Source organism: Rhodococcus sp. MTM3W5.2 (genome assembly GCF_001984015.1).
In the GTDB taxonomy this organism is placed as follows: Bacteria; Actinomycetota; Actinomycetes; order Mycobacteriales; family Mycobacteriaceae; genus Rhodococcus_G; species Rhodococcus_G oryzae.
In genome coordinates this window covers 2,869,429-2,896,407 of the sequence record NZ_CP019572.1, presented here as the reverse complement: position 1 = coordinate 2,896,407, position 26,979 = coordinate 2,869,429, and the positions used below count along the sequence as shown (strand labels likewise).

Sequence of the window (26,979 nt, the reverse complement as noted above, 5' to 3'; positions counted from 1 at the left end):
TTCGAACGTCATCTAATTCACGCTACCCGCAGGAGTTTCCGCGCACCGCCGAAGTTTTCGTCAGTGCGAGGAGAGGTACTCCTCGAGCGCGGGACCGACCACGGCCAACGATTCGGGTTCGATCATCTGGTTGTGACCGCAGTCCACTTGGACCTCGCGGATTCCGCCGGTGACCGCAGGACGCCACTCCTCGGGTGAATGCTCGCCGTTCCCGGAAGCGCCTGCCGCGCTGAAGAAGAGCAGGTCGCCGTCGAAGACCGCGGGATGGAATCGATCCATGATCTCCGCCGAATTGGTGAAGCCGGCGCTGATCCGCTCGAGGTGAGCGGCGGTGAGGCCGGTCTGCTGTCCGAGGGACTCGTCGAGCAGTTCGACCGCCCGCGCGTAGGTCAGCTCCTCGCCCTCCGGGGTGCGGAGGTCGAGCCCGAGGCCCTGCAACAGCTCCTCGACGGTCAGCACCTGCGGGATCCCGTCGGCGGTGACATAGCTGTCCATGATCGCCAGCGTCGCCACCTCGTCGCCGTCGCGTCGCAGCTCCACGGCCATGGCGTGCGCGATCACGCCGCCGAGGGACCAGCCGAGCAGGTGGTACGGGCCGTGGCCCTGGACCGCGCGCATCTCCTGTACGTACCGGTGCGCCAGTTGCTCGATCGACTCGAAGCGCGGCCCCCCGCTGATGAGCGGCAGCTGCAGGCCGAAGGCGGGGCGGTCCTGGGCGAGGTGCTGAACCAGCCCGGCGTATCCCCAACTCAGGCCGATTCCGGGGTGCACGCAGAACAGGGCCGGCTTGGTACCGCTTGGCCGCAGCGGGATCACCACCTGCAGAGCCTCATCGGCGGCCGACTGCGTCGACTCCTCGTCGAGGCGATGTGCGAGCCCGGCCGGAGTCGGATCGAGGAAGATCGACTGCAGCTGGATCCGATCCCCGAACCGCGCGCGGAGCTCGGTGACGACCCGGGTGGCCACGATCGAGGTGCCTCCGAGGTCGAAGAAGCTGTCGTCGACGCCGACGCGTTCGACGCCGAGCACCTCGGCGTAGGCCTGTGTGATCGCCAGCTCGGTCGGTGTGGCCGGCGCGCGGTACTCGTCGGCGTGTGCACCGAACTCGGGCGTGGGCAGTGCCTTTCGGTCGAGCTTGCCGACGGGCGTCATCGGGATCGTGTCGAGGACCACGACGGCCGACGGCACCATGTGGGCGGGCAGGCGGCCCGAGGCGAAGGACCTGACCTGGGCGGGTACCAGGGTGCGGCCCTCCACCGGGTGTACGTAGGACGCGAGCAGGGTGTCCCCGGACGGCCCGGTGCGACCGATGGTGGCCGAGAACGCGATGTCGGGGTGGTGCGTCAGCACGGTGTCGATCTCGCCGAGCTCGATGCGGAAGCCGTGGACCTTCACCTGGAAGTCGCTGCGGCCGATGTACTCGATGGTGTGATCTCCGGTCCGGGGATCACGCTGCCAGCGGACGATGTCCCCCGTGCGGTACATCCGCTGCCCCGGATCGCCGAACGGGCTCGCCACGAAACGTTCGGAGGTCAACCCGATGCGATTGTGGTAGCCGCGGGCCAGCCCGAGACCGAGGATGTACATCTCGCCAGGAACCCCGACCGGGACCGGCTGCAGGTGGGCGTCGAGCACGACCTCGCCGAATCCGATGGCCGGATTGCCGATGTTGACGGGTACGCCACTCTCCATCGGGTCGCTGACGCTTGCCTGGATCGTGGTCTCGGTCGGCCCGTAGCCGTTGAACATCCGGCGCCCCCGCGCCCAGACGTCCACCAGGTCCGGCGGGCATGCCTCACCGGCGACCGCGAGGACCTCCAGCTCCGACAGATCCCGGTCCTCCATCGACGCCAGGGCGGTCGGGGTGATGAAGGCGTGGGTGACGTGCTCGCGCCGGAGCAGGTCCTCGAGATCGGGGCCGCCGTACACGGTGGGCGGCACGATCACCACGCCTGCGGAGGTGCCGAAGGCCATCATCAGCTCGAACACGGAGGCGTCGAAGCTCGGGGACGCCAGGTGCGAGACCCGCGACCGCTCGGTGACACCGAACCGGCTGTGTTCCTCCGCGGTGAGGTTCGCGATGCCCTGATGCGTGACGATGACGCCCTTGGGCAGACCGGTGGATCCGGAGGTGTAGATCAGATAAGCCGGGTGGGCGAGGTGCAGGGGGGCGGTCCGGTCCGCGTCGGTGACGGGCGCCGCCGACACCGCGGACATGGCAGCGAGGAAGTCGGGGGCGTCCATCACGAGCCACGGAATCGTGTCGGGGAGCTGCCCGCGCCGCGATGCGACGGTCAGCCCGACGACGGCACGGGAATCCACGAGCATGTACTCGATTCGTTCCGGCGGATAGGTCGGATCGACGGGCACGAACGCGGCGCCTGCCTTCGCCACCGCCCAGATCGACACGATCTCCTCGATCGAGCGGGGCAGGCCGAGCGCGACGAAGGTCTCCGGGCCGACCCCGGACCCTCGCAGCACCCGGGCCAACCGGTTCGACCGCTCGTCGAGTTCGCGATAGGTCAGGTGCTCGTCCTCGAAGGACAACGCGAGCGACTCGGGTGCTGCGGCCGCGGCGGCGGACAGGATGTCCGGCCACAGTTGCGGTGCGCCACCCTCGGGTCCGAGCGCCGGTGCCATGTCGGATATCTCGACCTCGCCGAGGATGCCGATGTTGCCGATCGCCCGGCGCGGGTCGGCGGTCACCGAGTCGAGCACGCGGACGAAGCGATCCGCGAAGGCGCGCACGGTCTCGGGGTCGAACAGGTCGGTGGCGTAGTCGATGCCGCCACGCACACCCGCGGGCGTGCCGTCCGCCGCGAGGTCCTCGGCGAGGATCAGCTCAAGGTCCTCCTTCGCAACCCGGATGTCGAGGTCGACGCCGTCGACGTCGAGGCCGGGGAGCGCCAGGTGCGGCCGCTCCGTGTTCTGGAACTCCAGCGCGACCTGGAAGAGCGGCTGGTAGGACGTGGATCGGGCCGGGTTCAGCGCCTCGACGATCCGCTCGAACGGGAGGTCGGCGTGCGCGAACGCCGCGAGATCTGTCTCCCGGGCCGATTCGAGGAGCTCGAGGAAGTCGGCATCGGGGTCGACGTGGGTGCGCAGGACGAGGGTGTTGACGAACATGCCGATCATCTCATCGAGTTCGGCCTCGCCCCTACCGGCGATCGGGGTACCAATGGCGACGTCGTCGGTGTCGCCGAGCCGGGCCAGCAGGACCGCGAGCGCCGCGTGCATCACCATGAAGACGGTCGAATTGTTTGCCCGCGCCAGGTCGCCGATGCGGGCGTGCAGCCCTGCGTCGATCGCGAACTCGATGCGGTCGCCGCGGAAGGTCTGCTGCATCGGACGTGGGCGGTCGGTCGGCAGCGCGATCACGTCCGGCAGGTCCGCGAGGTTCTGGTTCCAGTATTCGAGCTGCGCGGAGATCAACGACGCCGGATCGTCCTCGGCGCCGAGCATGCGGTGCTGCCAGAGGGTGTAGTCGGCATATTGGACCGGCAGCGGGTCCCATCCCGGTGCCGAGCCGTTGACCCTGGCGTTGTAGGCGACCATCACGTCCCTGGCGAGCGGTCCGAGGGAGGAACCGTCGGCGCAGATGTGGTGCACCACGATGGTCAGGACGTGTTCGAGCTCGCCCAGCCGGAGCAACGCGGCCCGCACCGGTACCGCCGCGGTGACGTCGAAGCCCGTGCCCGCGAGTTCGATGATGCGCGAGTTCAGTTCGGCGTCGGTGACGGAGATCGTCGTCAGGGCGGGCAGGACCTGGTCGGTGGGCACCACGAGCTGTGTGGGTTCGCCGTCGTGGACGGGGAACATCGTGCGCAGCGACTCGTGTCGGTCGAGCACGTCCCGGATCGCGGCGCCGAGCGCCTCGGTGTCGAGGCGACCGGACAGCGATACCGCCAGCGGGATGTTGTACGCGGGCGAGGCGGTGTCGAACTGGTTCAGGAACCACATCCGCTTCTGGGCCAGCGACACGGGGATCACCGGCGGTCGCTCGATCGCGATGAGCGGAGGCCGGGCATCGGTGCCGGTGCGCTCGGGCGAGAGCAGTTCGGCAAGAGCGGTGATGGTCGGCGACTCGAAGAGCGTGCGGACGCCGATCTTCGCCCCGAGCGCGGTCCCGAGCCGTGCCGTGACCCGGGTGGCGATCAGCGAGTTCCCGCCGAGATCGAAGAAGCTGTCGTCGACGCCGATCCGATCGACACCGAGGACCGCGGCGAACACCTCGGCGATGGTGCGTTCGAGCGGCGTGCTCGGTGCGCGGTATTCGGTGGTGGTGCCGACGAATTCGGGCTCCGGCAGCGCCGACCGGTCGAGCTTGCCGACATGGGTCAGCGGGATCTCGTCGATCAGGATGATGCTCGACGGCACCATGTGAGACGGCAGCCGGCCCGCCAGGTGATCGGTCAACGCCGGTACCCGCACCGGTACGTCCGCCATCGGTACCACGTAGCTGGCCAGCACGGTGTCGCCGGACGGACCCGGCACGCCGACGGTCACCGCGAAGCTCACGCCGGGGTACGCCATGATCTCGGAGTCGATCTCGCCGAGCTCGATCCGGAAGCCGCGCACCTTCAGCTGGAAATCGCTGCGCCCGATGTACTCGACCGTGCGTTCGCCGGACCCGGGTTCCAGCCGCCAGCGGACGATGTCCCCGGTGCGGTACATCCGATCTCCCGGTTGCCCGTACGGATTCGCCACGAACCGGTCCGCGGTCAGGGCGCCCCTCCGGTGATATCCGCGGGCCAGTCCGACACCCGCGATGTACAACTCGCCGGGGACGCCGACGGGAACCGGCCGCAGGTACCCGTCCAGCACGACCTCGGACACCCCGCGGATCGGTCCGCCGAGCGTGATTGGCTCACCCACCGTCATCGGGTCGCTGATGTTGGCCATGATCGTGGTCTCGGTCGGGCCGTACGCGTTCGTCAGTTTGCGTCCCGGCGCCCACCTGGTGACCAGCTCCGGCGGGCAGGCCTCCCCACCGAAGGCCACGTGCTGGAACTCGACGAGGCCACCCGGGTCCACCGTCGCCAGCGCGGCCGTCGTCACGAACGCATGGGTGACTCCCTCGACCTTGATCAGGTGCGCGAGTTCGGCTCCGCCGTACACGGACTGCGGCGCGATCACCATCGTCGAACCGAGTCCGAAAGCCTGCAGGTATTCGAAGACGGCACCGTCGAAGCTCGGCGTCGAGAAGTGCAGGGTCCGCGACATCGGCGTCGCGGCGAACCGTTCGCGCTGGTCGGTGGCGAAGTTCTCAAGGCCGACGTGAGTGATCACCACGCCCTTCGGCGTTCCTGTCGAACCCGAGGTGTAGACGACATAGACGGCGTTGTTCATGCTGATCGGCGAGATCCGGTCCGCGTCGACCACTCGACGGGTGGACTGGGCCGCCAGTTCGGCGGTGCAGTCGGGCCCGTCGAGGAGCAGCCACGGCACGGAGTCGGGCAGCCGCGCGCGATCCGCGGTCATGGCGAGTCCGAGGGTGGCGCCGGAGTCGGTCAGCATGTGCTCGATCCGGTCCTGCGGGTAGTTGGGGTCGACGGGCACGAAGGCCGCACCGGTCTTGGCCACCGCCCACACGGCGAGCACCGATTCGATGGATCGCGGGATGCCAAGAGCAACATAGGTTTCCGGTCCCGCTCCCCTCGCGATGAGCAGGCGCGCCAACTGCGTCGAACGCATGTCGAGCTCGAGATAGCTGACGTGGCGTCCCTCGTGGACCAGCGCGGTGGCCTCCGGGCTCGCGGCCGCCGCGTCCTCGAACAGCTCCGGGAGCGTCCTGGCCGAGACACCCGGCCTGCCGTGCACGGGGACCAGGGCGGCGCGCTCGTCCGCCGACAGCAGGTCCATCCGGGCGAGCTGCAGGTCGGGATGGGTGGCCATCGCGACCAGTACCCGGCGTACCCGGGCCGCGATGGACTCCACGGCGGCAACGTCGAAGGCAGTGGCGAGGTATTCGAGCTTCAGGTGCAGGTTCTCCTCACCGGAGGCGACGATGGCCAGCGGGTAATGCGCCGAATCCCGCCCGTCGAAGCCCGCGATGCGCATGCCCGCGATATCGGTCTGCTCGGTCAGGCCTGCGCGATCGATCGGGTAGGACTCGAACACGGTGAGGGTGTCGAAGGCGGCGGCGGGTGCGGCCACCTTCTGGATGTCCGCCAGCCCGAGGTAGTGGTGGTCGAGCAGCGCGACCTGCTCGTGCTGGACCCGGTCGAGCAACCCGCCGAGGCTCTCGTACGGATCGAGGATGACCCGGACCGGCAGGGTGTTGATGAACAGGCCGACCATCGACTCGATGCCGGCGATCCCCGGCGGTCTGCCCGAGACCGTGCTGCCGAACACCACGTCGTCGCGACTGATCAGCGCGCCGAGCACGATTCCCCATGCCGCCTGGAGCATCGTGTTGAGGGTGAGGCCGCGCTCGCCCGCCACCAGTCGCAGCAGGCTGGTCTCGGCTTCGGACAGCGTCAGCCCGATCTCCTGGCTGCCCGAATGCGGACGACCGTCGTTCGCGGGCGCCAGCACGGTCGGTTCCTCGACGTCCGAGAGTGCCTGCCGCCACGCCTCTGTCGACTGTTCGACGTCACGCCGGGACATCCAGACCAGGTAATCGCGGTAGGGATGCACAGGCGGAAGTGCCGAGGCATCCCCGTCGGTCGCGTACAGGGTCAGCAGGTCCCGGATGACGATCGGTGTCGACCAGCCGTCGATCAGGATGTGGTGGTTGGTCAGCGTCAACCGGTACTCGTCCTCGTCGAACTTCACGAGCATCAGGCGAAGGAGAGGCGCGGACGACATGGCGAACCTCGTCGCCCGGTCGGCCGCCACGACCGCGGCATGGGCGTCCTCGCGGTCCTCGGACGCCGTCTCGGTGAGATCGATTTCGCGCCACGGCAGCTCGACGTGATCCGCGATGACCTGGACGGCGACGCCGCCCTGTTCGGCGACGAACGCCGCCCGCAGGTTCGGGTGCCGGTCGAGCAGCGCCTGACCGGCCCTGCGGATGCGGGCCGGGTCGACCGTGCCCCGCAGCGTCATGGTGAGTTGAACGAGATACGGATCGACCGACGCGTCCGACATCTGCGCATGGAAGAGCAGGCCGGACTGCAACGGGGACAGGGACCAGACGTCGGCGAGGCCAGGGAACCGGCCCTCGAGCCGCTCGATGGTGTCCTGCTCGAGGTCCACCAGGGCGAGGTCCGACGGCGTGAGCCCGCCCGCGGTGGGCGCCGCGGCGTGCCGGGCCAGCGCGGTCAAGGCCTCGGCCCACAGGTCCGCCAGCTCGCGGACCTCGAGGGCTCGCAGGACCCGCGTCGGGAACGACCAGGTCGCGCGCAGCCGCGGACCGTCCGGGGAACCGAGGGTCAGCGCGTTGATGTCCAGTACCGACGCAACCGGCATCTGCTTGCTCGGGGCGTCGTCGAGGTCGGTGTCGGTGACCGGGGTCCAGCCGGTGCCGGGGTCCAGCGTCCCGGCTCCCTCCGTCATCCGGCCGAGGTAGTTGAAGCTGATCTGCGGCGCGGGCAGTTCACGCAATTCGTTCTGGTGTTCGCTCAGGTACCGGAGCATCCCGAATCCGATGCCGTGATCGGGTATCGAGAGCAACCGTTCCTTCACGACCTTGACCGCAGCGCCCGCATCCGGCCCGCCTGCGAAGGCGTCGTCGAGATCGATGTCGGACAGGTCGAGGCGGACCGGGAAGATCGTGGTGAACCAGCCCACCGTCCGCGACAGGTCGGCGCCCGCGATCACGTGATCCTCGCGGCCGTGGCCCTCCAGATTGACCACCGTCGCCGACACCTCTTCGCCGCGGGCGGAGCGCCACCGGGACACGGCCATCGCCAGCGCGGTGAGCAGGCTGTCGTTGACGCTGCCGTGGAATGCCTCCGGAAGCCGCGTCAGCAGCGACTCCGTGACCTCGCTCGGGAGCTCGACGGTGATCTTCTGCACGGTCTCGTTGGTGTCGACCGCCGGATCCAGTGCACGCGAACCGATCACCGGATCCGGACCGGCCAGCATCCGCCGCCACAGGTCCATCTCCCCGGACCTGGTCGCGCTCGCCTCGGCCAGGGCGTGCGTCCAGCGGCGCATCGAGGTCCCCACCGGTGCCAGTACGGGATCTTGACCCGCGCGAATCTGTGCCCACGCCGACGCCAGGTCCGGCACCAGCACCCGCCACGACACCCCGTCGATCACCGCGTGGTGCACGACCATCAGCAGTCGGCCAGGAGCATCGGGTTCGCCGCAGTCCGAGGGGTCGAACCAGACCACCTGCAGCATCGTGCCGGCCCGCGGGTCGAGTCGGTCCGCCGCCGCGTCGAGTTCGGCCGCCGCGATCGCGGAGAACTCGGGGCCTTCCACGCCTGCGACCGCGACCCGGCGCAGTACCGACGCGGCGGGCACCGACCCCGGTTCGGCGACCGTCATCGCCGGTTCGCGGTCGGGATCGCGCTGGATCAGCCTGGACCGCAACATGTCGTGGTGGTCGAGAACCGCCTGCAGTGTGCGCTCGACGGTGTCCCCGTCCGCCCCGGGCGGCAGCGTCAGCATGGCCGTCTGGGTGTAGCGGCGGATGTCCCCTGCGGCTCCGGCGCGGTCGGTCAGCCAGTGCATGACCGGGGTCAACGGCAGCTCGCCGACTCCCCCGCCCGCGAGCTCGTCGAGCACGATCGCGTCCCCGACCTCGGCCGATTCGGCCACGACGGCGAGCGCGGCGACCGTCTTGTGTTCGAAGACCTCCCGCGGCGAGATCGCGACACCGGCAGCCTTGGCCCGGGACACGAGCTGGATCGACATGATGCTGTCGCCGCCGAGCGCGAAGAACGAATCCTCCACGCCCACCGAGTCCAGACCGAGAACTTCGGCGTACAGGGTCGCCAATACGGTCTCGGTCTCGGTGCTCGGCGCGCGGCCGGTATGGACCCGGGTCGCGAAATCCGGTTCCGGCAGTGCCTTCCGGTCCAGTTTGCCGTTTGCGGTCAGCGGAAGCTCGTCGATGACCAGCACCGCCGCGGGCACCATGTGCGAGGCGAGTTGGGTGCCCGCGAACTCGAGCACCTCGTTCTCGTCCGGGCGTACCCCCGGCTCCGGGACCACATAGGCGATCAACCGGTTGCCCCGCGGGTCCTCGCGCACGAGGGACACGGCCTGCGCGACGCCAGGGAACCGCAGCAGGACCGCCTCGATCTCGCCGAGCTCGATCCGGAACCCGCGGACCTTGACCTGGAAGTCGCTGCGGCCCAGGTACTCCAGTTGGCCATCCCGATTCCAGCGGGCCACATCACCGGTTCGGTACATCCGTGCACCGGGGGCACCCATGGGATCTGCGACGAATCGCGCGGAGGTCAGCGCCGCCCGGCCGAGGTAGCCACGCGAGACCTGATCCCCTGCGACGTACATCTCTCCCGTCACCCCTGGCGGGACCGGGTGCAGTCGTTGATCGAGCACCGACACCCGTAGACCGGGGATCGCCCGGCCGATGACGCTCGCGGAAGCCTCTGCGGCGTAGGCGCTGTCGAGTGGGAGGTGACTGACGTGCACGGTGGTCTCGGTGATGCCGTACATGTTGACCAGCGTGGGAGCGCTGTCGCCATGCCTGCCGTACCAGCGGCTCAGCTGACCGAGATCGAGCGCTTCACCACCGAAGATCACGTAGCGCAAGGCCAAAGCCGGTGTGTCTCCCGAGGCCAGCCGGTCGGCCTCGGCCAGCTGGTAGAACGCGGTCGGCGTCTGATTGAGCACCGTCACCCGCTCGCGCCGCAACAGCTCCAGGAACATCTCCGGTGAGCGGGCGGTGTAGTAGTCGACGACCACCAGGGTGCCGCCGTACAGGAGCGGGCCCCACAGCTCCCAGACCGAGAAGTCGAATGCGTAGGAGTGGAACATCGTCCACACGTCGGACTCGTCGAACCCGAACTTCTCTTCGGTGTTCGCGAAGAGTGTGAGCACGTTGCGGTGCGAGACGACGACGCCCTTCGGTCGCCCGGTCGACCCGGAGGTGTAGATCACGTAGGCGGTGTCCGCTGGGTCGAGCGGGGCCAGCCGATCGGTGTCGGTGACGGGCGCGCCCGATGCCGTGGCGAGTCGGGTCGCCAACTCATCCGAATCCAGCACCACGACGGGCACTTCGGTGCCGGGCAGGCGTTCGAGGTCGGCACCGGTGGAGATCACGCAGATCGGCTCCGCGTCCTCGAGCATGAACGTCAGCCGGTCGGCCGGGTACGTCACGTCGACGGGCAGATAGCCGGCGCCGGACTTGACCACTGCCAACAGCGCCACGATCAGGTCGTTGGTGCGCGGAAGCGCGACCGCGACGAGGGATTCGGGTCCGGCGCCCCTGCCGATCAGGACCCGGGCGAGCCGGTTGGCCCGGTCGTCGAGTTCCGCGTAGGTCAGGGTTTCACCGTCGCAGGACACGGCGACCGCTTCCGGCCGCCGGGCGACCGTGCTCGCGAATCGATCCACCAGGGTGCCCGTCGGTGCGGGCACGCCCGCGACGTTCCAGAGCGAGGCCATCGCGTCGCGCTCGGCAGGGACGGTGATCTCGATGTCCCCGACAGCGCGGTCGGGATGCGTGGTCACCGTGTCGAGGAGGGCACACAGTCGCCCCGAGAAGCCGCGCACGGTACCGGGGTCGAACAGATCGTCGGCGTAGGTGAACACCGCCGCGATCCCGGCCGGGCTCCCGTCCTCCCCATACCGCTCGGCGAGTGTCAGCTGCAGGTCGAACTTGGCGACGGCCAGGTCGAGATCGATTCCGTCCGCTGTCAGTCCGGGCAACTCCAGGTGGGGCAGGTCGTTGTTCTGGAACTCGAGCAGCACCTGGAACAACGGCGAGTGTGCGGTGGACCGTTCGGGGGCGAGTGCCTCGACGAGCCGCTCGAACGGCAGGTCCGCGTGCGCGAACGCGGCGACGTCCACCTCGCGCACGTTGTCGAGGAGCTCCCCGAACGATGCCCGTGGATCCACCTCGTTGCGCAGCACGAGGGTGTTGACGAACATGCCGACCAGATCGTCGAGCGCAGCCTCGCCGCGTCCCGCGATCGGGGTGCCGACGGCGACGTCGGTGGTTCCGGAGAGCTTCGCGAGCAGCAGCGACAGCGCGGCGTGGCCGGCCATGAACATCGTCGAGTTGTGTTGCCGTGCCAGGTCGACGAGGGCGCGGTGCACCTCCGGGGGCACGGTGAACTCGAATCGTTCGCCGTGGAAGCTCTGGTAGACCGGCCGCGGTCGATCGGTGGGCAGCGCGATCACCTCGGGCAACCCCGAGAGGGCTTCCGTCCAGTGGTCGAGCTGGCGCGCGAGCAGGGACTCGGGGTCGTCCTCGGAGCCGAGGACGCGGTGTTGCCAGAGCGCGTAGTCGGCGTACTGGACCGGCAGCGGGGACCACGGTGCCAGGGCACCCGACACCCGCGCGGTGTAGGCGGCCATCACGTCCCGGACCAGCGGGGACATCGAGAATCCGTCGGCGCTGATGTGGTGGACGACGAGCACCAGCACGTGCTCGTCGGGGCCGATGCGCAGCAGGGCGGCGCGCACGGGCACCGCGTCGGTGACGTCGAATCCGCCCGAGATCAGGTCGGAGATGCGCTGCGGCAGTTCGGACTCGGTGGTGTCGATTGCGGTGAGGTCCGGCACCGCGGCTGCCGCGGGCACGATCACCTGGGTGGGCTGACCGTCGACCATGGGGAACAGGGTGCGCAGTGATTCGTGCCTGTCGACGACGTCGGCAACGGCGTCGCGCAGCGCTGTCGTGTCGAGGTGCCCGGTGAGGCGTACGGCCAGCGGGATGTTGTACGCGGCGGACTCGGTGTCGAACTGGTTGAGGAACCACATCCGTTGCTGCGCCAACGACAGCGGGAGTCGGTCGGGCCGGTCGGTCACCTCGAGCGGTGGACGCCGGTGCTCACCGTCGGACAGCGCGACCCGCTGTGCGAGGGTGCCTGCGGTGGGCGCCTCGAACAGGGCGCGGACGCTGAGGTCGATCTCGAGCGCGGACGACAGCCGCGCGGTGACGCGGGTCGCGCTCAGCGAGTTGCCGCCGAGGTCGAAGAAGCTGTCGTCGAGGCCGACACGGTCGAGGCCGAGGACGGCGGCGAAGACATCGGCGATGGTGCGTTCAAGCGCCGTGGTCGGCGCCCGGAACTCGGTGGTGGCGGCGAACTCCGGCGCGGGCAGCGCGGCGCGGTCCAGCTTGCCGACGGGGGTCAGCGGGATGTCGTCGAGGATCATCACGCTCGAGGGCACCATGTGCGAGGGCAGCCGGGTCGACAGGAACTCGCGGACCTCGGCCGGCTCGATCCGGTTGCCTGCGGCCGGCAGCACGTACGAGGCCAGAACGGCGTTGCTCGCCGATCCGTGCCCGATGGTCACGGAGAAGTCGATGCCCTCGTGCTCGCCGAGGGCGCTGTCGATGTCGCCGAGCTCGATGCGGAACCCGCGGACCTTGACCTGGAAGTCGCTGCGCCCGATGTACTCGATCACGAGTCGGCCGGAGTCCGGGGAGCGCCGCCACCGCACGACGTCGCCGGTCCGGTACATCCGTTCGCCGGGGCCGCCGAACGGATTCGCCACGAATCGACCGGCGGTGAGGCCGGTGCGACGGTGATAGCCGAGCGCCACGTTGTGTCCCGCGATGTACAGCTCGCCTGGCACCCCGATCGGGACGGGACGCAGGAAGCCGTCCAGCAGGATCTCCTGGATCCCGCGCAGCGGTCCGCCGATGGTGACCGGCGCGTCCACCGACACCGGATCGCTGAAGTTCGTCACGATCGTGCCCTCGGTGGGGCCGTAGGCGTTCCACAGCCGGCGCCCGGGAGCCCAGCGCGGCACCAGCTCCGGCGGGGCGGCCTCGCCGCCGAACAGCACGTCCTGGAAGTCGTCGAGACCGGCCGGGTCCATCCCCGACAGCGCCGAGCTGATGATGAAGCCGTGGGTGACCCGTTCCTGCTTGAGCAGCCGGGCCAGTTCGATCCCGCCGTACACCGTGGGCGGCACGATCACCAGCGTCGCTCCCGCGCCTGCGGCGAGCAGGTACTCGAAGACCGACGCGTCGAAGCTGGGACTGGCGAAATGCAGGGTGCGCGATGCCGAGGTCGGGGCGAACAGGTCGTGCTGCACGGCGACGAGCTTCTCGAACGACCGGTGCGAGACCACCACTCCCTTCGGGAGCCCCGTCGACCCGGACGTGTAGATCACGTACGCGATGTCGTCGACCCGCAGGGGGCGCGGGCGGTCGGCGTCGGTGACCGCGGCGGTCGACCTGCCGTCGAACTCGGCAGAAGCCTCCGGATCGTCGATCACCGACCATGCTGCCGTCCCAGGTAGGCGGTCGCGGTACTCGGCGATGGTCAGTCCGAAGGTCGCGCCGGAGTCGGAGAGCATGTGCTCGATCCGGTCGGGCGGGTAGTTCGGGTCCACCGGGACGAAGGTCGCTCCCGTCTTGGTGATCGCCCAGACCGACATGACTGATTCGATGGAACGCCTGATCGCGAGGGCGACAACCGAACCCGGCCCGAGGCCCCGCTCGAGGAGACTCCTGGCGATCTGATTCGACCGCTCGTCGAGCTCGCGATAGGACATCTCGCGGCCTGCCATCGTCAGCGCCACCGCGGTGGGGTCGATCCGCGCTCCGTCCGTGAACAGCTCGGGCAGCGTCCGCGCGCTCTCGGACGCACCGCCGTCGACCGGGAGCAGTTCGGCTTCCTCCTCGGGCGAGAGCAGTCGCAGCCGGGACAGCGGCAGGTCCGGGCTGTCGGCGAAGGCGTCCAACACCCGCGCGGTGCGCGCGGCGATGGTCTCCGCGTCCGCGCGCTCGAACAGATCCGGGAAGTACTCGACCTTGAGCCGCAACTGCTCCTCCGCGGAGGCGACCAGGGCCAGCGGATAGTGGGCCGCATCGTTGATCTCGGGGATCCCGAGCACCCGCAGCCCGGCGATATCGACGTCGGCGGTCAGCGCCGCCCGGTCGAACGGGTACGACTCGAAGACGGTCAACGTGTCGAAGGTGGCCGCGGGCCCCGCCGCGTCCTGGATGTCGCTGAGTCCGAGATAGTGGTGATCGAGCAGGGCGGTCTGCTCGTCTTGGATTCGGCTCAGCAGCTCGCCGAGGCTCTCGAACGGGTCGAGGGTGATCCGGACGGGCAGCGTGTTGATGAACAGGCCGATCATCGACTCGATGCCGGGGATCTGCGGGGGTCGCCCGGAGACTGTGCTGCCGAAGACCACGTCGTCGCGGCCCGTCAGCTCGGCGACGATGATGCCCCAGGCGGCACGGATGAGCGTGTTCAGGGTGAGCCCGCGCTCGCGGGCAACGGCCCGCAGGCGCTGCGTCCGTTCGACCCCCATCTCGACGAGAACCGAGAGCGCGCTGTCCCACTGCAGCCTGGCGCGGTCCAACGGCGCGACGAGCGTGGGTTCGTCGACTCCGGCGAGGGCCTGCATCCACACGTCCATCGACTTCTCGGAATCGCGCTGGGACAACCACTTCAGGTAGTCCCGGTAGGCATTGGCCCGAGGCAGTGTCGTCGCGTCGCCGTCGGTCGCGTACAGGGCCAGCAGTTCCCGCAGCATCAGCGGCGCCGACCAGCCGTCGAGCAGGATGTGGTGGTTCGTCATCACCAGTCGGTGGGTGTCGGGGCCGGTCCGGATGAGCAGGAATCGAAGCAGCGGCGGCGATTCCATGTCGAATCCGTGGTGCCGGTCCTCGTCCAGGACGCGCGCGACCTCGGCCTCACGATCCCCGTCGTCGAGCGCAGTCAGGTCGAGCTCGGTCCACGGCAGCTGCACGTGCCGGTGCTGCACCTGCACGGTCACACCGTCGATGTCGGCGATGAAGGACGTGCGCAAGTTCGGGTGCCGGTCGATCAGGGCCTGGCCCGCCCGCCAGATGCGCTCGGGGTCTGCGCCCCGAACATCGAGCGCGAGTTGCACCGTGTACTGATCGACCGACTTCTCGGCCAGCAGCGCGTGGAAGAGCAGTCCGGTCTGCAGCGGCGACAGCGACCAGATGTCGGCGAGGTCCGGGTAGCGGTTCTCGAGTCGTTCGATGGTGCCCTGCTCGAGGTCCACCAGGTCGAGGTCCGACGGGGTGAGCCCGCCCGCGGTGGGGGTGGCGGCATGTCGCGCCAGCGCGGTCAGCGCCGCGGCCCACAGGTCCGCGAGATCGATCGCCTCCGCGGCGGTGAGGACCTCGCCGGGGAAGGTCCATGTGGACCGCAGCCGCGGGCCGTCGGGTGTCTCGGTGGTGACCGCGTTGATGTCCAGGACCGCCGACGGTGGCATGTCGACGGTGCCGACCAGATCCAGATCGGTGTCTGCGACCGGGCTCCACCCGACGCTCGGCCCGTCGTCGGTGCCGCCCGCGGTCAGGCGTCCGAGGTAGTTGAAGCTGATCTGCGGCGTCGGCAGCTCCCCCAGTTCGCCTGCGTGCTCGCTCAGGTACCGCAGTATGCCGAAGCCGATGCCGTGGTCGGGTACCGCGAGCAGTTGTTCCTTGACCGCCTTCACCGCGGCGCCTGCATCGCGGCCGCCCGCGAAGGCGTCGTCGAGATCGATGTCGGACAGCTCGAGCCGCATGGGGAAGACCGTGGTGAACCAGCCCACCGTGCGCGACAGGTCCGCGCCGGGGACCACCTGATCCTCGCGGCCGTGTCCTTCGAGGTTGACCACCGTCGCGGTCGCATGAACTCCGCGGTCGCGACGCCACCGGGACACGGCCAACGCCAGCGCGGTGAGCAGTCCGTCGTTGACGCTGCCGTGGAACGCCTCGGGAATCCGTGTGAGTACCGCGTCCGTGACCTCGGTCGACAGCTCGACGTTGATCTTCTGCACGGTCTCGTTCGTGTCGACCGCGGGATCCAGTGCACGCGAACCGATGACAGGGTCGTTCCCGGAGAGCATCTCGCGCCAGCGGACCAGCTCGTCGGTTCTGTTCTCGCTCTCCTGCACGAGGGCGTGCGCCCAGCGCCGCATCGAGGTCCCCACCGGGTCCAGCTCCGGATCCTGACCCGCGCGGATCTGCGCCCATGCCGACGCCAGGTCCGGTACCAACACGCGCCACGACACCCCGTCGATCACGGCGTGGTGGACCACCATCAGGATTCGGCCGACGCCCGCGCCGGAATCGAGCCACACGACCTGCATCATGACGCCCGCGGCCGGGTCCAGCCGCTGCTCGGCCGCCTCGAACTGCGCGATCACCTCGGCGTCGAATTCGGGATCCTCGGGCGTCGCGGCCACCTCGATCCGGCGGATGAGGTCGGCGGCGTCGACCGACCCCGGCTCGGCCACCTCCATCCTCGCGTCCGCACGCGTGTCCGGACCGGCTGCCGGGTTCGTATGCAACCTGGCCCGCAACATGTCGTGCCGATCGAGCACGGTCTGGAGCACGCGGCCGAGTTCCCCGGTGTCGGTGAGGTCCTCGGGAGCGATGAGCAGAGCGGACTGGGTGAGCCGGTCGAAGTTGCCGCCGCGTTCGAGCAGCCAGGCCACGATCGGTGTCAGGGGCATCTCGCCGACGCCGCCGCCTGCCAGTTCCTCGAGGGTGACGGCCTCCGAGGTCTCGCCGAGCCCGGCGACCAGCGCCAGCTTCGAGACGGTCTTGGCTTCGAACACGTCTCGCGGGGTCAGCACCACACCGGCCGCCTTGGCCCGCGACACGAGCTGGATCGACATGATGCTGTCGCCGCCGAGCGCGAAGAACGAGTCGTCCACGCCCACCGCATCCAGGCCGAGCACGTCGGCGAACAACGTCGCCAGGACGGCCTCGAGTTCGGAATCCGGCGCCCGGCCGGGCGTGGCAAGGGCACCGAAGTCGGGCTTCGGCAACGCCTTCCGATCGAGCTTGCCGACCGGGGTGAGCGGCAGGCCGTCGAGCACGATCAGCGCGGCGGGCACCATGTAGGGCGCCAGGATGCCGCTGACGAACGAGAGGATCGAGGCCTCGTCGAGCTCCACCCCGGGCTCGGGGACCACGTAGCCGACCAGCCGGCCGGGGCCGGAGCCGTTCGAGTGCGCGGTCGCGACCGCGCTGGAGACGCCCTCATAGCTGGCGAGCGCCGCCTCGATCTCGCCGAGCTCGATCCGGAACCCGCGGATCTTGACCTGGAAGTCGGTGCGGCCCAGGTATTCGAGGTCGCCCACCGGCACGGTCCCGTCGACCCCCGTCGTGTCGCCGACGGCGCGAACCCACCGGACCAGGTCCCCGGTCCGGTACATCCGCTCCCCCGGTTCGCCGAACGGGTTGGCCACGAACCTGTCTGAGGTGGTGCCTGCGCGATTGCGGTAGCCGTGCGCGAGCGAGGGCCCGCTGATGTACAGCTCGCCCGGGACCCCGAGCGGCACCGCTCGCAGCCTCGAATCGAGAACCAGCAGGCCGCAGCCCCGGATCGGCCGCCCGATGACCACGGGGTCGCCGGGGCTCATCGGCGGGCTCACAGTCGCCACGACCGTCGCCTCGGTCGGGCCGTAGCCGTTGAACATCCGCCGCCTGGCCGTGACCCACTTACCGACGAGGTCCGGTGGGCAGGTGTCGGCGCCGGTCACCACGCAGTCCAGGTCGTCCAGCTGGTGCGGATCCACCGATTCCAGTGCGGCGGGGGTGACGAAGGCGTGCGAGACCCGATCGCGGCGGAGCAGGTCGGCGAGTTCGGTTCCGCCGTAGACGCCCGGTCGGGCGACGACCATGGTCGCGCCAGCGCCGAACGCCATCACCAGCTCGAGGACCGATGCGTCGAAACTGGGCGATGCGAGATGCAGCGTGCGCGACGACGGGGTGATGGCGAACCGGTCTCGCATCGAGGCCGCGAGGTTGGCCAGCCCTCGGTGCGGGACGACGACGCCCTTCGGCGTCCCCGTTGACCCCGACGTGTAGATCACGTACGCCGGGTGATCGAGCGACAGCGGTGTGATCCGGTCGGTATCGGTCACCGCTGTGGCCGCTGCGGCGGCCAGTCCCGCCTTCATGTCCGGCGCGTCGAGTTCGAGGTATCGGGCGAGGGTGGGCAGCCGCCTGCCGTACTCGGTGACCGTGAGACCCACGGTCGCGCCGGAGTCGGTGAGCATGTGCTCGATCCGTTCCCGCGGATAGTCCGGGTCGACGGGCACAAAGGCGGCACCCGTCTTCGCCACGGCCCACACCGACAGCACCGACTCGACCGACCTGGGCACCGCGATCGCGACCACGGAACCCGGACCGACGCCCTCCTCGATCAGGATGCGGGCCAGCCGATTCGCCCGGTCGTCGACCTCGCGGTAGGTCAGCTCGTGATCCTCGGTGATCAGCGCGAGCGAGTCGGGCGCGAGCGCGAGCGGGGCGGCGAGGATCTCGGGAAGGGTGCGCGCGGGCACGGACGCAGGACCGCGTGCGGGGGCGAGCGCGGTGAGTTCGGCGGCATCGAGCAGATCGATGTCCCCGACCGCGACGGTGGGATCGGCGGTGACCGCCGCGAGGATCGCCACCAGCCGTCGACCGAACCCGGCGACGGTGGCAGGGTCGAAAAGGTCGGTCGCGTAGGTGAACCCGGCGGAGATGCCCGCGGGTGCCCCCGTGTCGTCGAACTCCTCGGTGCAGGTGAGCTGGAGGTCGAAGTTGGAGATCTCGGTGCCCAGGTCGATGCCCTCGACCGTCAGACCCGGCAGCTCCAGTCGCGCCCTGTCGTTGTTGCGGAACTCGAACACCACCTGGAAAAGCGGTGTGTAGGAGGTCGAACGCTCCAGTGACATGGCGTCGACCAGGCGCTCGAACGGGAGGTCCGCGTGATGGAAGGCGCGCAGGTCCGTCTCGCGGGTCCGTGCCAGCAGGTCGGTGAAGCTGGTGTCGCTCCCCACCCTGCTCCGCAGCACCAGGGTGTTGACGAACATGCCGACCATGTCGTCGAGGGCGGCCTCGCCGCGGCCCGCGATGGGGGTGCCGATGGGCACGTCGTCGGTGTCGCACGAGCGCGCGAGCAACACCGCGAGTGCGGCATGCACGGCCATGAACACGCTGGAACTGTGTTCGCGGGCCAGCCGCACCAACTGCTGGTGAACCTGCTGGTCGACGGCGAACTCCTGCACGGCGCCGCGCATCGACGGGACCTGTGGCCGCGGGCGATCGGTCGGCAGCGCCAGCAGTTCCGGCATGCCGTCGAGCTCCTGTCGCCAGTGGTCGAGCTGAATCGAGAGCAGGCTGCCCGGATCCGTGAAGTCACCGAGTACCCGGTGCTGCCACAGCGTGAAGTCGGCGTACTGGACGGGAAGCGGCGCCCATTGCGGGCCATGCCCATCGGAGCGGGCGGTGTACGCGACCATCAGGTCCCGCGCGAGTGGGGCCAGCGAGAATCCGTCCGCGCAGATGTGGTGCACGACGAGGGCCAGCACGTGCTCATCGGGGCCGGTTCGGAACAACCCTGCGCGCAACGGAACCGCGGCCGTCACATCGAAACCGGAGCCTGCCAGCGCGCCGATCCGGGTGTCGAGGTCGGCCGCGAGAACCTCCTCGGTGGGAAGGTCGGGCAATGCCTCGGAGGTCGACACGATGACCTGGGTCGGTTCGCCGTCAACGGACGGGAAGAGCGTTCGCAGCGATTCGTGCCGCTCGAGTACGTCCGTCACGGACGCCCGCAACGCGTCCTCGTCGAGCCGTCCGGTCAGCCGCACCGCCATCGCCACGTTGTAGGCAGGCGAATCGGTGTCGAACTGGTTGATGAACCACATTCGCTTCTGGGCCAGCGATACCGGCACCGGGGTGGGACGTACACCCGCGACCAGTTCGGGACTGCCACTCTCGTGGGAGGCCTGGGATTCGATGCGGGCCGCCATGCCCGCCACCGTCAGGGAGTCGAAGACCTCACGCACCCCGAGCTGCGACCCCAGCGCCGAGTTGGCGCGCGCGACGAGCCTGGTGGCGATCAGCGAATTCCCACCCAGATCGAAGAAGTTGTCGAGCACCCCGATCCGCGGTCTGCCCAGCAGATCCGCGGTGATCGTCGCGAGGATCTCCTCGATCGGGTTGCGCGGTGCCAGGTACTCCGCGCCGGAGACCAGGAAATCGGGTGCGGGCAGGGCCTTTCGATCGAGCTTGCCGGTCGCGCCGAGCGGGAACTCGTCGAGCACCATGATCTGCGCGGGCACCATGTAGCCCGGCAGTAGCTTCCCAAGGGACTCCCGCAGTTCGGCCGTGTCCACCTCGGCGCCGGTTTCCGCGATCACGTAGCCGATCAGGCTCTCCCCGGTGATGGGGCTCTCGTGCACGACCACCACGGCCTGTGCGATCGCGGGGTCGACGAACATGGCCGACTCGACCTCGCCGAGTTCGATCCGCAGCCCGCGGAGCTTGACCTGGAAATCGGATCGACCGATGTACTCCAGCGATCCGACGGCCTCCCAGTTGCGCCGCCACCGGACCACGTCGCCGGTCCGGTACATCCGTTCGCCGGGTGTGCCGAAGGGGCTGGCCACGAATCGGTCCGCCGTGAGCCCACTGCGGCCCACATAGCCGCGCGCCAGCTGGCTACCGACGAGGTAGAGCTCGCCGGGGATCCCGAGCGGAACCGGGTGCAGACGCGAGTCGAGGACGTACACGCCGGTGTTCCACACCGGTGCGCCGATCGGAACGGTGACACGGTCGTATTCGCTGCACTCCCACGAGGTCACGTCGACCGCGGCCTCGGTTGGGCCGTAGAGATTGTGCAGTTCCGCGCCGTTGAACCGGCGGAAGGCATCGGCGGTGGCGGGCGGCAGCGCCTCGCCGCTGCAGAACACCCGGCGCAGCGAGGTGCACCGCGCGGGGTCGGCCTCCGAGGTGAACGCGGCCAGCATCGAGGGCACGAAGTGCATGGTGGTGACCTGCTCGGCCTCGATGATGCGAGAGAGATAGCCGGGGTCACGATGTCCGTCGGGTGCCGCGACGACCAGCCTGGCGCCGGTCTGCAACGGCCAGAAGAACTCCCACACGGACACGTCGAAGGTCGCCGGGGTCTTCTGCAGGACCGCATCGGTCGGATCGAGACCGTACGTCTCCTGCATCCAGATCAGGCGGTTGACGATGGCCCGGTGGGTGACCGCGACACCCTTCGGCCTGCCGGTGGAGCCGGAGGTGTAGATGACGTAGGCGGTGTTGTCGGGTCGCAGCGGTGCTGTCCGGTCGGCGTCGGTGATCGGAGCAGTCGAATGCCGGGACAGGTCCATCGAATCGATCTGCAGTATCTCGACGGTGCTGCGCAGTCCGGCCTGGTCGGCCGCGGTGCTGAGCACGCACACGGGGGCGGAGCTGTCGAGCACGTACTCGGTTCGGGCCGCGGGGTGGTCGGGGTCGAGCGGAACGTACGCGCCGCCTGCCTTGACGATCGCGTGGATGCCGATCACGAGCTCGGTGGAGCGCCGGATGGCCACGGCCACCCTCGATTCGGGCCCGACACCCCGGGAGATCAGCTCCCTGGCCAGCTGATTGACCCGTGCGTCGAACGCTGCGTAGGTGAGTTGTTCGGAGTCGACGACGAGGGCCACCGCGTCCGGCGTACGCGCCACCTGGTCGTCGAGGAGCCCGACGAGCGTGGTGTCGGGCACCAGGGCGGCGGTGTTGTTCCATCCCTCGAGCACCCGCTCCCGCTCGTCGGCGCCGAGCAGGGCGATGTCGCCGACCGTCGCGTCGGCGTCGGAGGTCACCGCCTCGAGGATGCGGACGAACCGCTCGGCCAGCCCAGACATCGAGGCGGGGTCGAACAGGTCACGGGCATAGGAGAACTGGGCGGTGATCGGCCCTGGCTCGCGCTGTCCCTCGCGACCGGGTGAGTCGGCGTCCTCCCAGTTCTCGGTGAGGATCACCTGGAGGTCGAACTTGGCGGTCTGGGTGTCCACATCGCTGACCCGCACGTCGAGGCCCGGCAGTTCGAGTTCGGTTCCCTCGAGCCCCTGCAGGACGAGCATCACCTGGAACAGCGGCGAATGCGCGGCGGAGCGATTGGGGTGCAGCGCCTCCACCAGTAGTTCGTAGGGGAGGTCGGTGTGTCCGAAGGCCTCGAGGTCGGTCGTGCGAGTCTGGGTGAGCAGGTCCGAGAAGGTGCCGCCGCCGTCCACCTGCGTGCGAAGCACGAGGGTGTTGACGAACATGCCGACCACGTCGTCGAGCGCCGCCTCGCCGCGCCCGCCGACCGGGGTGCCGATCGAGATGTCGGTCGAATCGCTCGCCCTCGCCAGCAGCACCGCGAGCGCCGCGTGCAAGACCATGAACAGGCTGGCGTTCCGTGCTCCCGCGATCTCGAGCAGCCCGCGATGCAGGTGAGCAGGAATGGTGAAGTCGACGACGCCACCGCGAACGGTCGGCTGCGCGGGCCGAGGTCGATCGGTGGGCAGTTCGAGCAGCTCCGGTGCGCCGTCGAGTGCGTGTGTCCAGAAGTCGAGCTGCCGAGAGAGCCGGCTGTCCGGATCGTGTTCGGAGCCGAGGATCTCGCGCTGCCACACCGCGAAATCCGAATACTGGACCTCGAGCGGCGTCCAATCCGGTGCCCGGCCCGCCGTACGGGCGACGTATGCGGTCATGACGTCGCGCGCGAGCGGCGGCATCGACAGTCCGTCCGCTGCGATGTGGTGGGCCACGATGACAAGGACGTGCTCGGTGGGACCGGTGCGGAGCAGCCTGATCCGGACCGGCAGGTCCTCGGCGACGTCGAATCCCGCGGTCGCGATCAGCTTCAGGTGCTCGTCGAGCTCGGCCTCGTCGGTGGAGGTCACCTCGAGATCGGGGATTGCCCTCTCGGCGGCGAGCACCACCTGGACCGGGCCGTTGTCGCTGTTCGGGAAGACGGTGCGCAGCGATTCGTGCCGGGTGAGGACATCGACGAGCCCCATCCGGAGCGCGATCACGTCGAGCTCGCCCGACAGGGACACCGCGATCGGGATGTTGTACGCGGCCGAGGAGGTGTCGAGTTGATTGACGATCCACATCCGTTGCTGTGCCAGCGAAACCGGCACCGGACCAGTTCGCGGTACCGCCCGCAGGACGGGGCCGCGCCCCGTGCGCACGCCACCGGCTCCGATTCGCTCCGCAAGGCTCGCGACGGTCGGTGCCTCGAACAGGTCGAGCACCCCGATCTCGGTGCCGAGGGCGGCGTTGATCCTGGTCACCACCTTGGTGGCGACCAGTGAGTTGCCACCGAGATCGAAGAAGCTGTCGTCGACGCCGATTCGCTCGCGCTGCAGCACGCCCGCGAGGACCGCCGCGATCGCCTCCTCGGTCTCGCCCAGCGGCGGCCGGTATCCGGCGATGCTCCCGTCGAAGCGAGGCGCGGGCAGCGCGTTTCGGTCCACCTTGCCCGCCGGGGTCAAGGGCACCTCGTCGAGGACGGTGATACTGGCGGGCACCATGTGTGCAGGCAGCGCGGCCGCTGCCTGGGCGAGGACTCCGGGTTCGTCGACCTCGCGTCCGGGTTCGGGCGCGAGGTAGCTCACCAGCACGGTGTCACCCGAGGGGCCTGGGTGGCCGGTGGTCAATGCGAAACCGACGCTCGGGTGCGAGCGCAGAACCGCGTCGATCTCCCCGAGCTCGATCCGGTAGCCCCTGATCTTGATCTGGAAGTCGGTGCGCCCCAGGTACTCGAGGGAGATCTCGCCGTTGCCTCCGGAGTCCGCCCACCGCACCAGGTCACCGGTGCGGTACATCGGTGCCCCGGAGCGTGAGTGCGGGTTCGCGACGAATCGTTCGGCGGTGGTCGTCGGTCGCCGGTGGTAGCCCCTGGCGACCCCGGGGCCACAGATGTACAGCTCGCCGGGAACGCCGACCGGGACGGGGTTGAGGCGGGAGTCGAGCACCATCAACCCGAAGCCGACGAAGGGACGGCCGATGCCGACCCGCTCTCCGGGTGACAGCGGTCCGCTGGCGCTCGCGATGACGGTGGCCTCGGTCGGGCCGTACCCGTTCAACAACGTCCGGCCCCGGCCCCACTGTTCGACGAGTGCCGGTGGACAGACGTCTCCGCCGGTGAGGATGCACTCGATGTGGTCGAGTCCTGCCGGATCGACCGAGGCGAGTACGGCCGGGATGACGAACGCGTGCGTGACCCGCTCGCGGCTGAGCAACTCGGCCAGTTCGGCACCGCCGTACAGAGTGGACGGGGCGATGACCATCGTCGCACCGGCGCAGACGGTCATGAACAGCTCCATGATCGACGCGTCGAAGCTGGGCGAGCTGAAGTGCAGGGTTCGCGAGTCGGGCGTGACGTCGAAACGCTCGCGAGTATCGGCGGCCAGGTTCGCCAGGGCTCGGTGGGTGACCACGACACCCTTGGGCAGACCGGTCGACCCGGAGGTGTAGATCAGGTAGGCCGCATGGTCGATCCGCAGTGGGCCGGTGCGGTCCGCATCGGCGATCGGGGCCGTCGACTGCTCGGACCACAGGCGACCCAGTTCGGGGTCGTGTAGATCCAGCCACGGCGTGGTGTCGGACCGCTCGCCGTCGCCTGCGGCGAGTCCGAGGACCGCGCCGGAATCGGTGAGCATGTGCGCGATGCGGTCCGGCGGATAGTTGGGGTCGACCGGCACGAAGGCCGCGCCGGTCTTGGCGACCGCCCACAGCGCGAGTACCGAGTCGATCGACCTGGCGATCGACAGCGCGACAACGGATTCCGGGCCGACCCCGCGACCGATCAGCACACGTGCGAGCTGGGTGGACCGATCGTCGAGTTCGCGATAGGTCAGGCCGGCGCCCTCGAACCTCATGGCGTCGTTGTCGGGTGCGATCGCGGCGGCCGCGGAGAGGAGGTCGGGCAGTGGCCGCGGCGGGACTCCTGGCGCGCCCAGTACGGGTGTGAGCGAGTCGAACTCGGCGGGTCCGAGGAGTCTGATGTCGCCGACCGGCAGATCGGGGTCGGCGGTGGCGCTCTGCAGGATCCGGTCGATCCGGTCCGCGAACTCGGTGATGGTGGTGCGGTCGTACAGGTCTGTCTGGAAGAGGATGCGGCCCGCGATCCCCGCGGGTTCCCCGGCGTGGGTGGTCAGTTCGGTGAAGACGATGCGGACGTCGACCTCTCCCGTCCCGATCCTCAGGCTGTCCTGACCGGATTCGGGGTCGCCCTTGTTCCCGAATTCGAACAGGACCCGGAAGGGCGGTTCCATCGGTCCACTCGCCGCGGCGACCAGTCCCTCGACGACCTTCTCGTACGGAAGATCGGAGTGTCGCAGCGCCATCCGGTCCGAATCGCGGATGGTGGCGAGCTGGTCGGTGAAGGTGGAGGCCCCCGAGACCGTGTTCCGCAACACCACCGGGTTGCCCGGGTCGGCGGTGTCGGGTGGCTCGGTCGCCTGCCTGCGGTTGACCACGGTGCCGAGGGCGACGTCGTCGGTGTCCCCGAGCCGGCCGAGTAATACGGCGAGCGCGGTGTGCATCACCGCGAAGACGCTCGAGTCCGACCGCCAGGCCAGGTCGGCCATCCGTCGGTGGATGCGTCGGTCGATCTCGATGTCGACGTGCCCGGTCGGTCCCGACTGCCGTACGGGCCGAGGCCTATCGAGGGGAACCGAGGCGGCAGTTGGCAGGTGGGCGAGTGCGCGGGTCCAATAGCCGCGGTCCTCGTTGATCCTGCGTTGGCGGACGCCCGCCTCCGCGCTGGTCGCGTGGATGTCGCCGAGCCGGGTGCTCGGCGTGGCGGCCAGGAACTCCTCGAGCAGCTCGACGAACTGGCCGTGGTGCGTCCGGAGCTCGTCGTCGTCGTATCGGTTCGGGTTGCCGCGGAAGTCGACGAGGGTCCGCTCGTCGGCTCCGCTCTTGTAGATGTTGACCAGCAGGTCTTCGACGGGTCCGGAGGTGACGATGTGGTAGCCGCCGACGATGGGGCCGAGGGTGACCACCTGGTTGAAGAGCATGACGTTGACCATCGGGCCCGCGAGCCCACGCGAGGAGCCGGTCAGCCCGGCATCGCGGCGGATGTCCTCGACACTGCACCGCTGATGCCGGAGCGCCCCCATGAGCTCGAGCTGGACCCGCCCGACGATCTCGGCCACGGTATCGGTTTCGTCCACCGTGATGTGCAGCGGCGCGACGGTGGCGAGCATGCCCCCTGATCGCTGCAACTGTGCCGTCGTCCGGCCGGACACGGGCAGGTTGATCAGGAGGTCGCGCTCGCCCGTCATCCGCCCGAGGTAGACGCCGAAGGCCGCGATGATCATCGCGGCCGAGGTCGCTCCGACCCGGTGGTCCGAGTCCTCCAGAGCGGACAGACCCGCATCCGACAGGCGAGCACTCACCAGCGAAACACGTGCGGTGGCGGCTGCCTCCCGGTGCGCAAGGGTGGAACCCGACTCGATGCCGACGATGTGTTCCGCCCAGTAGTTCCGGTCCGCGGTGAATCGGTCGGAATTCCGGTACTTCTGATCCAGGTCGTAGAGGTCGCGCACGGGCAGGGCGCGATTCGGTGCCGGCTCGGTGCCGTTGGCCGCCGCTGTGTAGTGCGCCGCGATCCTGTTGATCAGCGTCGCACCGCCGTAACCGTCGAGGACCACATGGTGAATTCGCGCGTACCACAAGTAATCTCGGTCGCCGACCTGGAGGACAGAGGTATCGATCAGTCGGTCACGGGCCAGGTCGACCGGCGTCGTGTACTCCCCCTCGATCCATGCGTGGGCGGCGGCGGTCGGGTCGGGTTCCCCACGGAAGTCGATATATCCGGTGGAGGTGTCGCAGTTCGGGTCGATCACCTGATACGGCTCGCCGTCGACGTCCACCATCTTCAGCATCGGGGATTCGAACTCGAGCGCGGTGGCATCGACCGACCGGCGGAGCAGTTCGAGGTCCAGGTCGCCGTGCAGTTCGATGTAGTGCGCGATGAACTCCGGGACGGTTGGGCTGAGTTGCTGTGCGAACCACATACTCCGTTGGACTGCCGACAGCGGAAAAGCCGTGTACTGCCCGTAAGGGTCTTGGGCTGGCCCCTGCGAAGGTGTAGTCGTCATCGCACTCCCCAAGCGAGTAGACAAACTCGAAGGTGTATTCGGCGC

At 69.2% G+C, this 26,979-nt stretch carries 1 protein-coding gene; it reads right to left on the bottom strand.

The window, feature by feature from the left end:
* Positions 1 to 60 precede the first annotated feature (60 nt).
* Complete coding sequence (locus tag BTZ20_RS13250; protein WP_077041691.1) at positions 61 to 26,934, bottom strand: non-ribosomal peptide synthetase; 26,874 nt, start codon at positions 26,932 to 26,934, stop codon at positions 61 to 63.
* Positions 26,935 to 26,979: the final 45 nt, after the last annotated feature.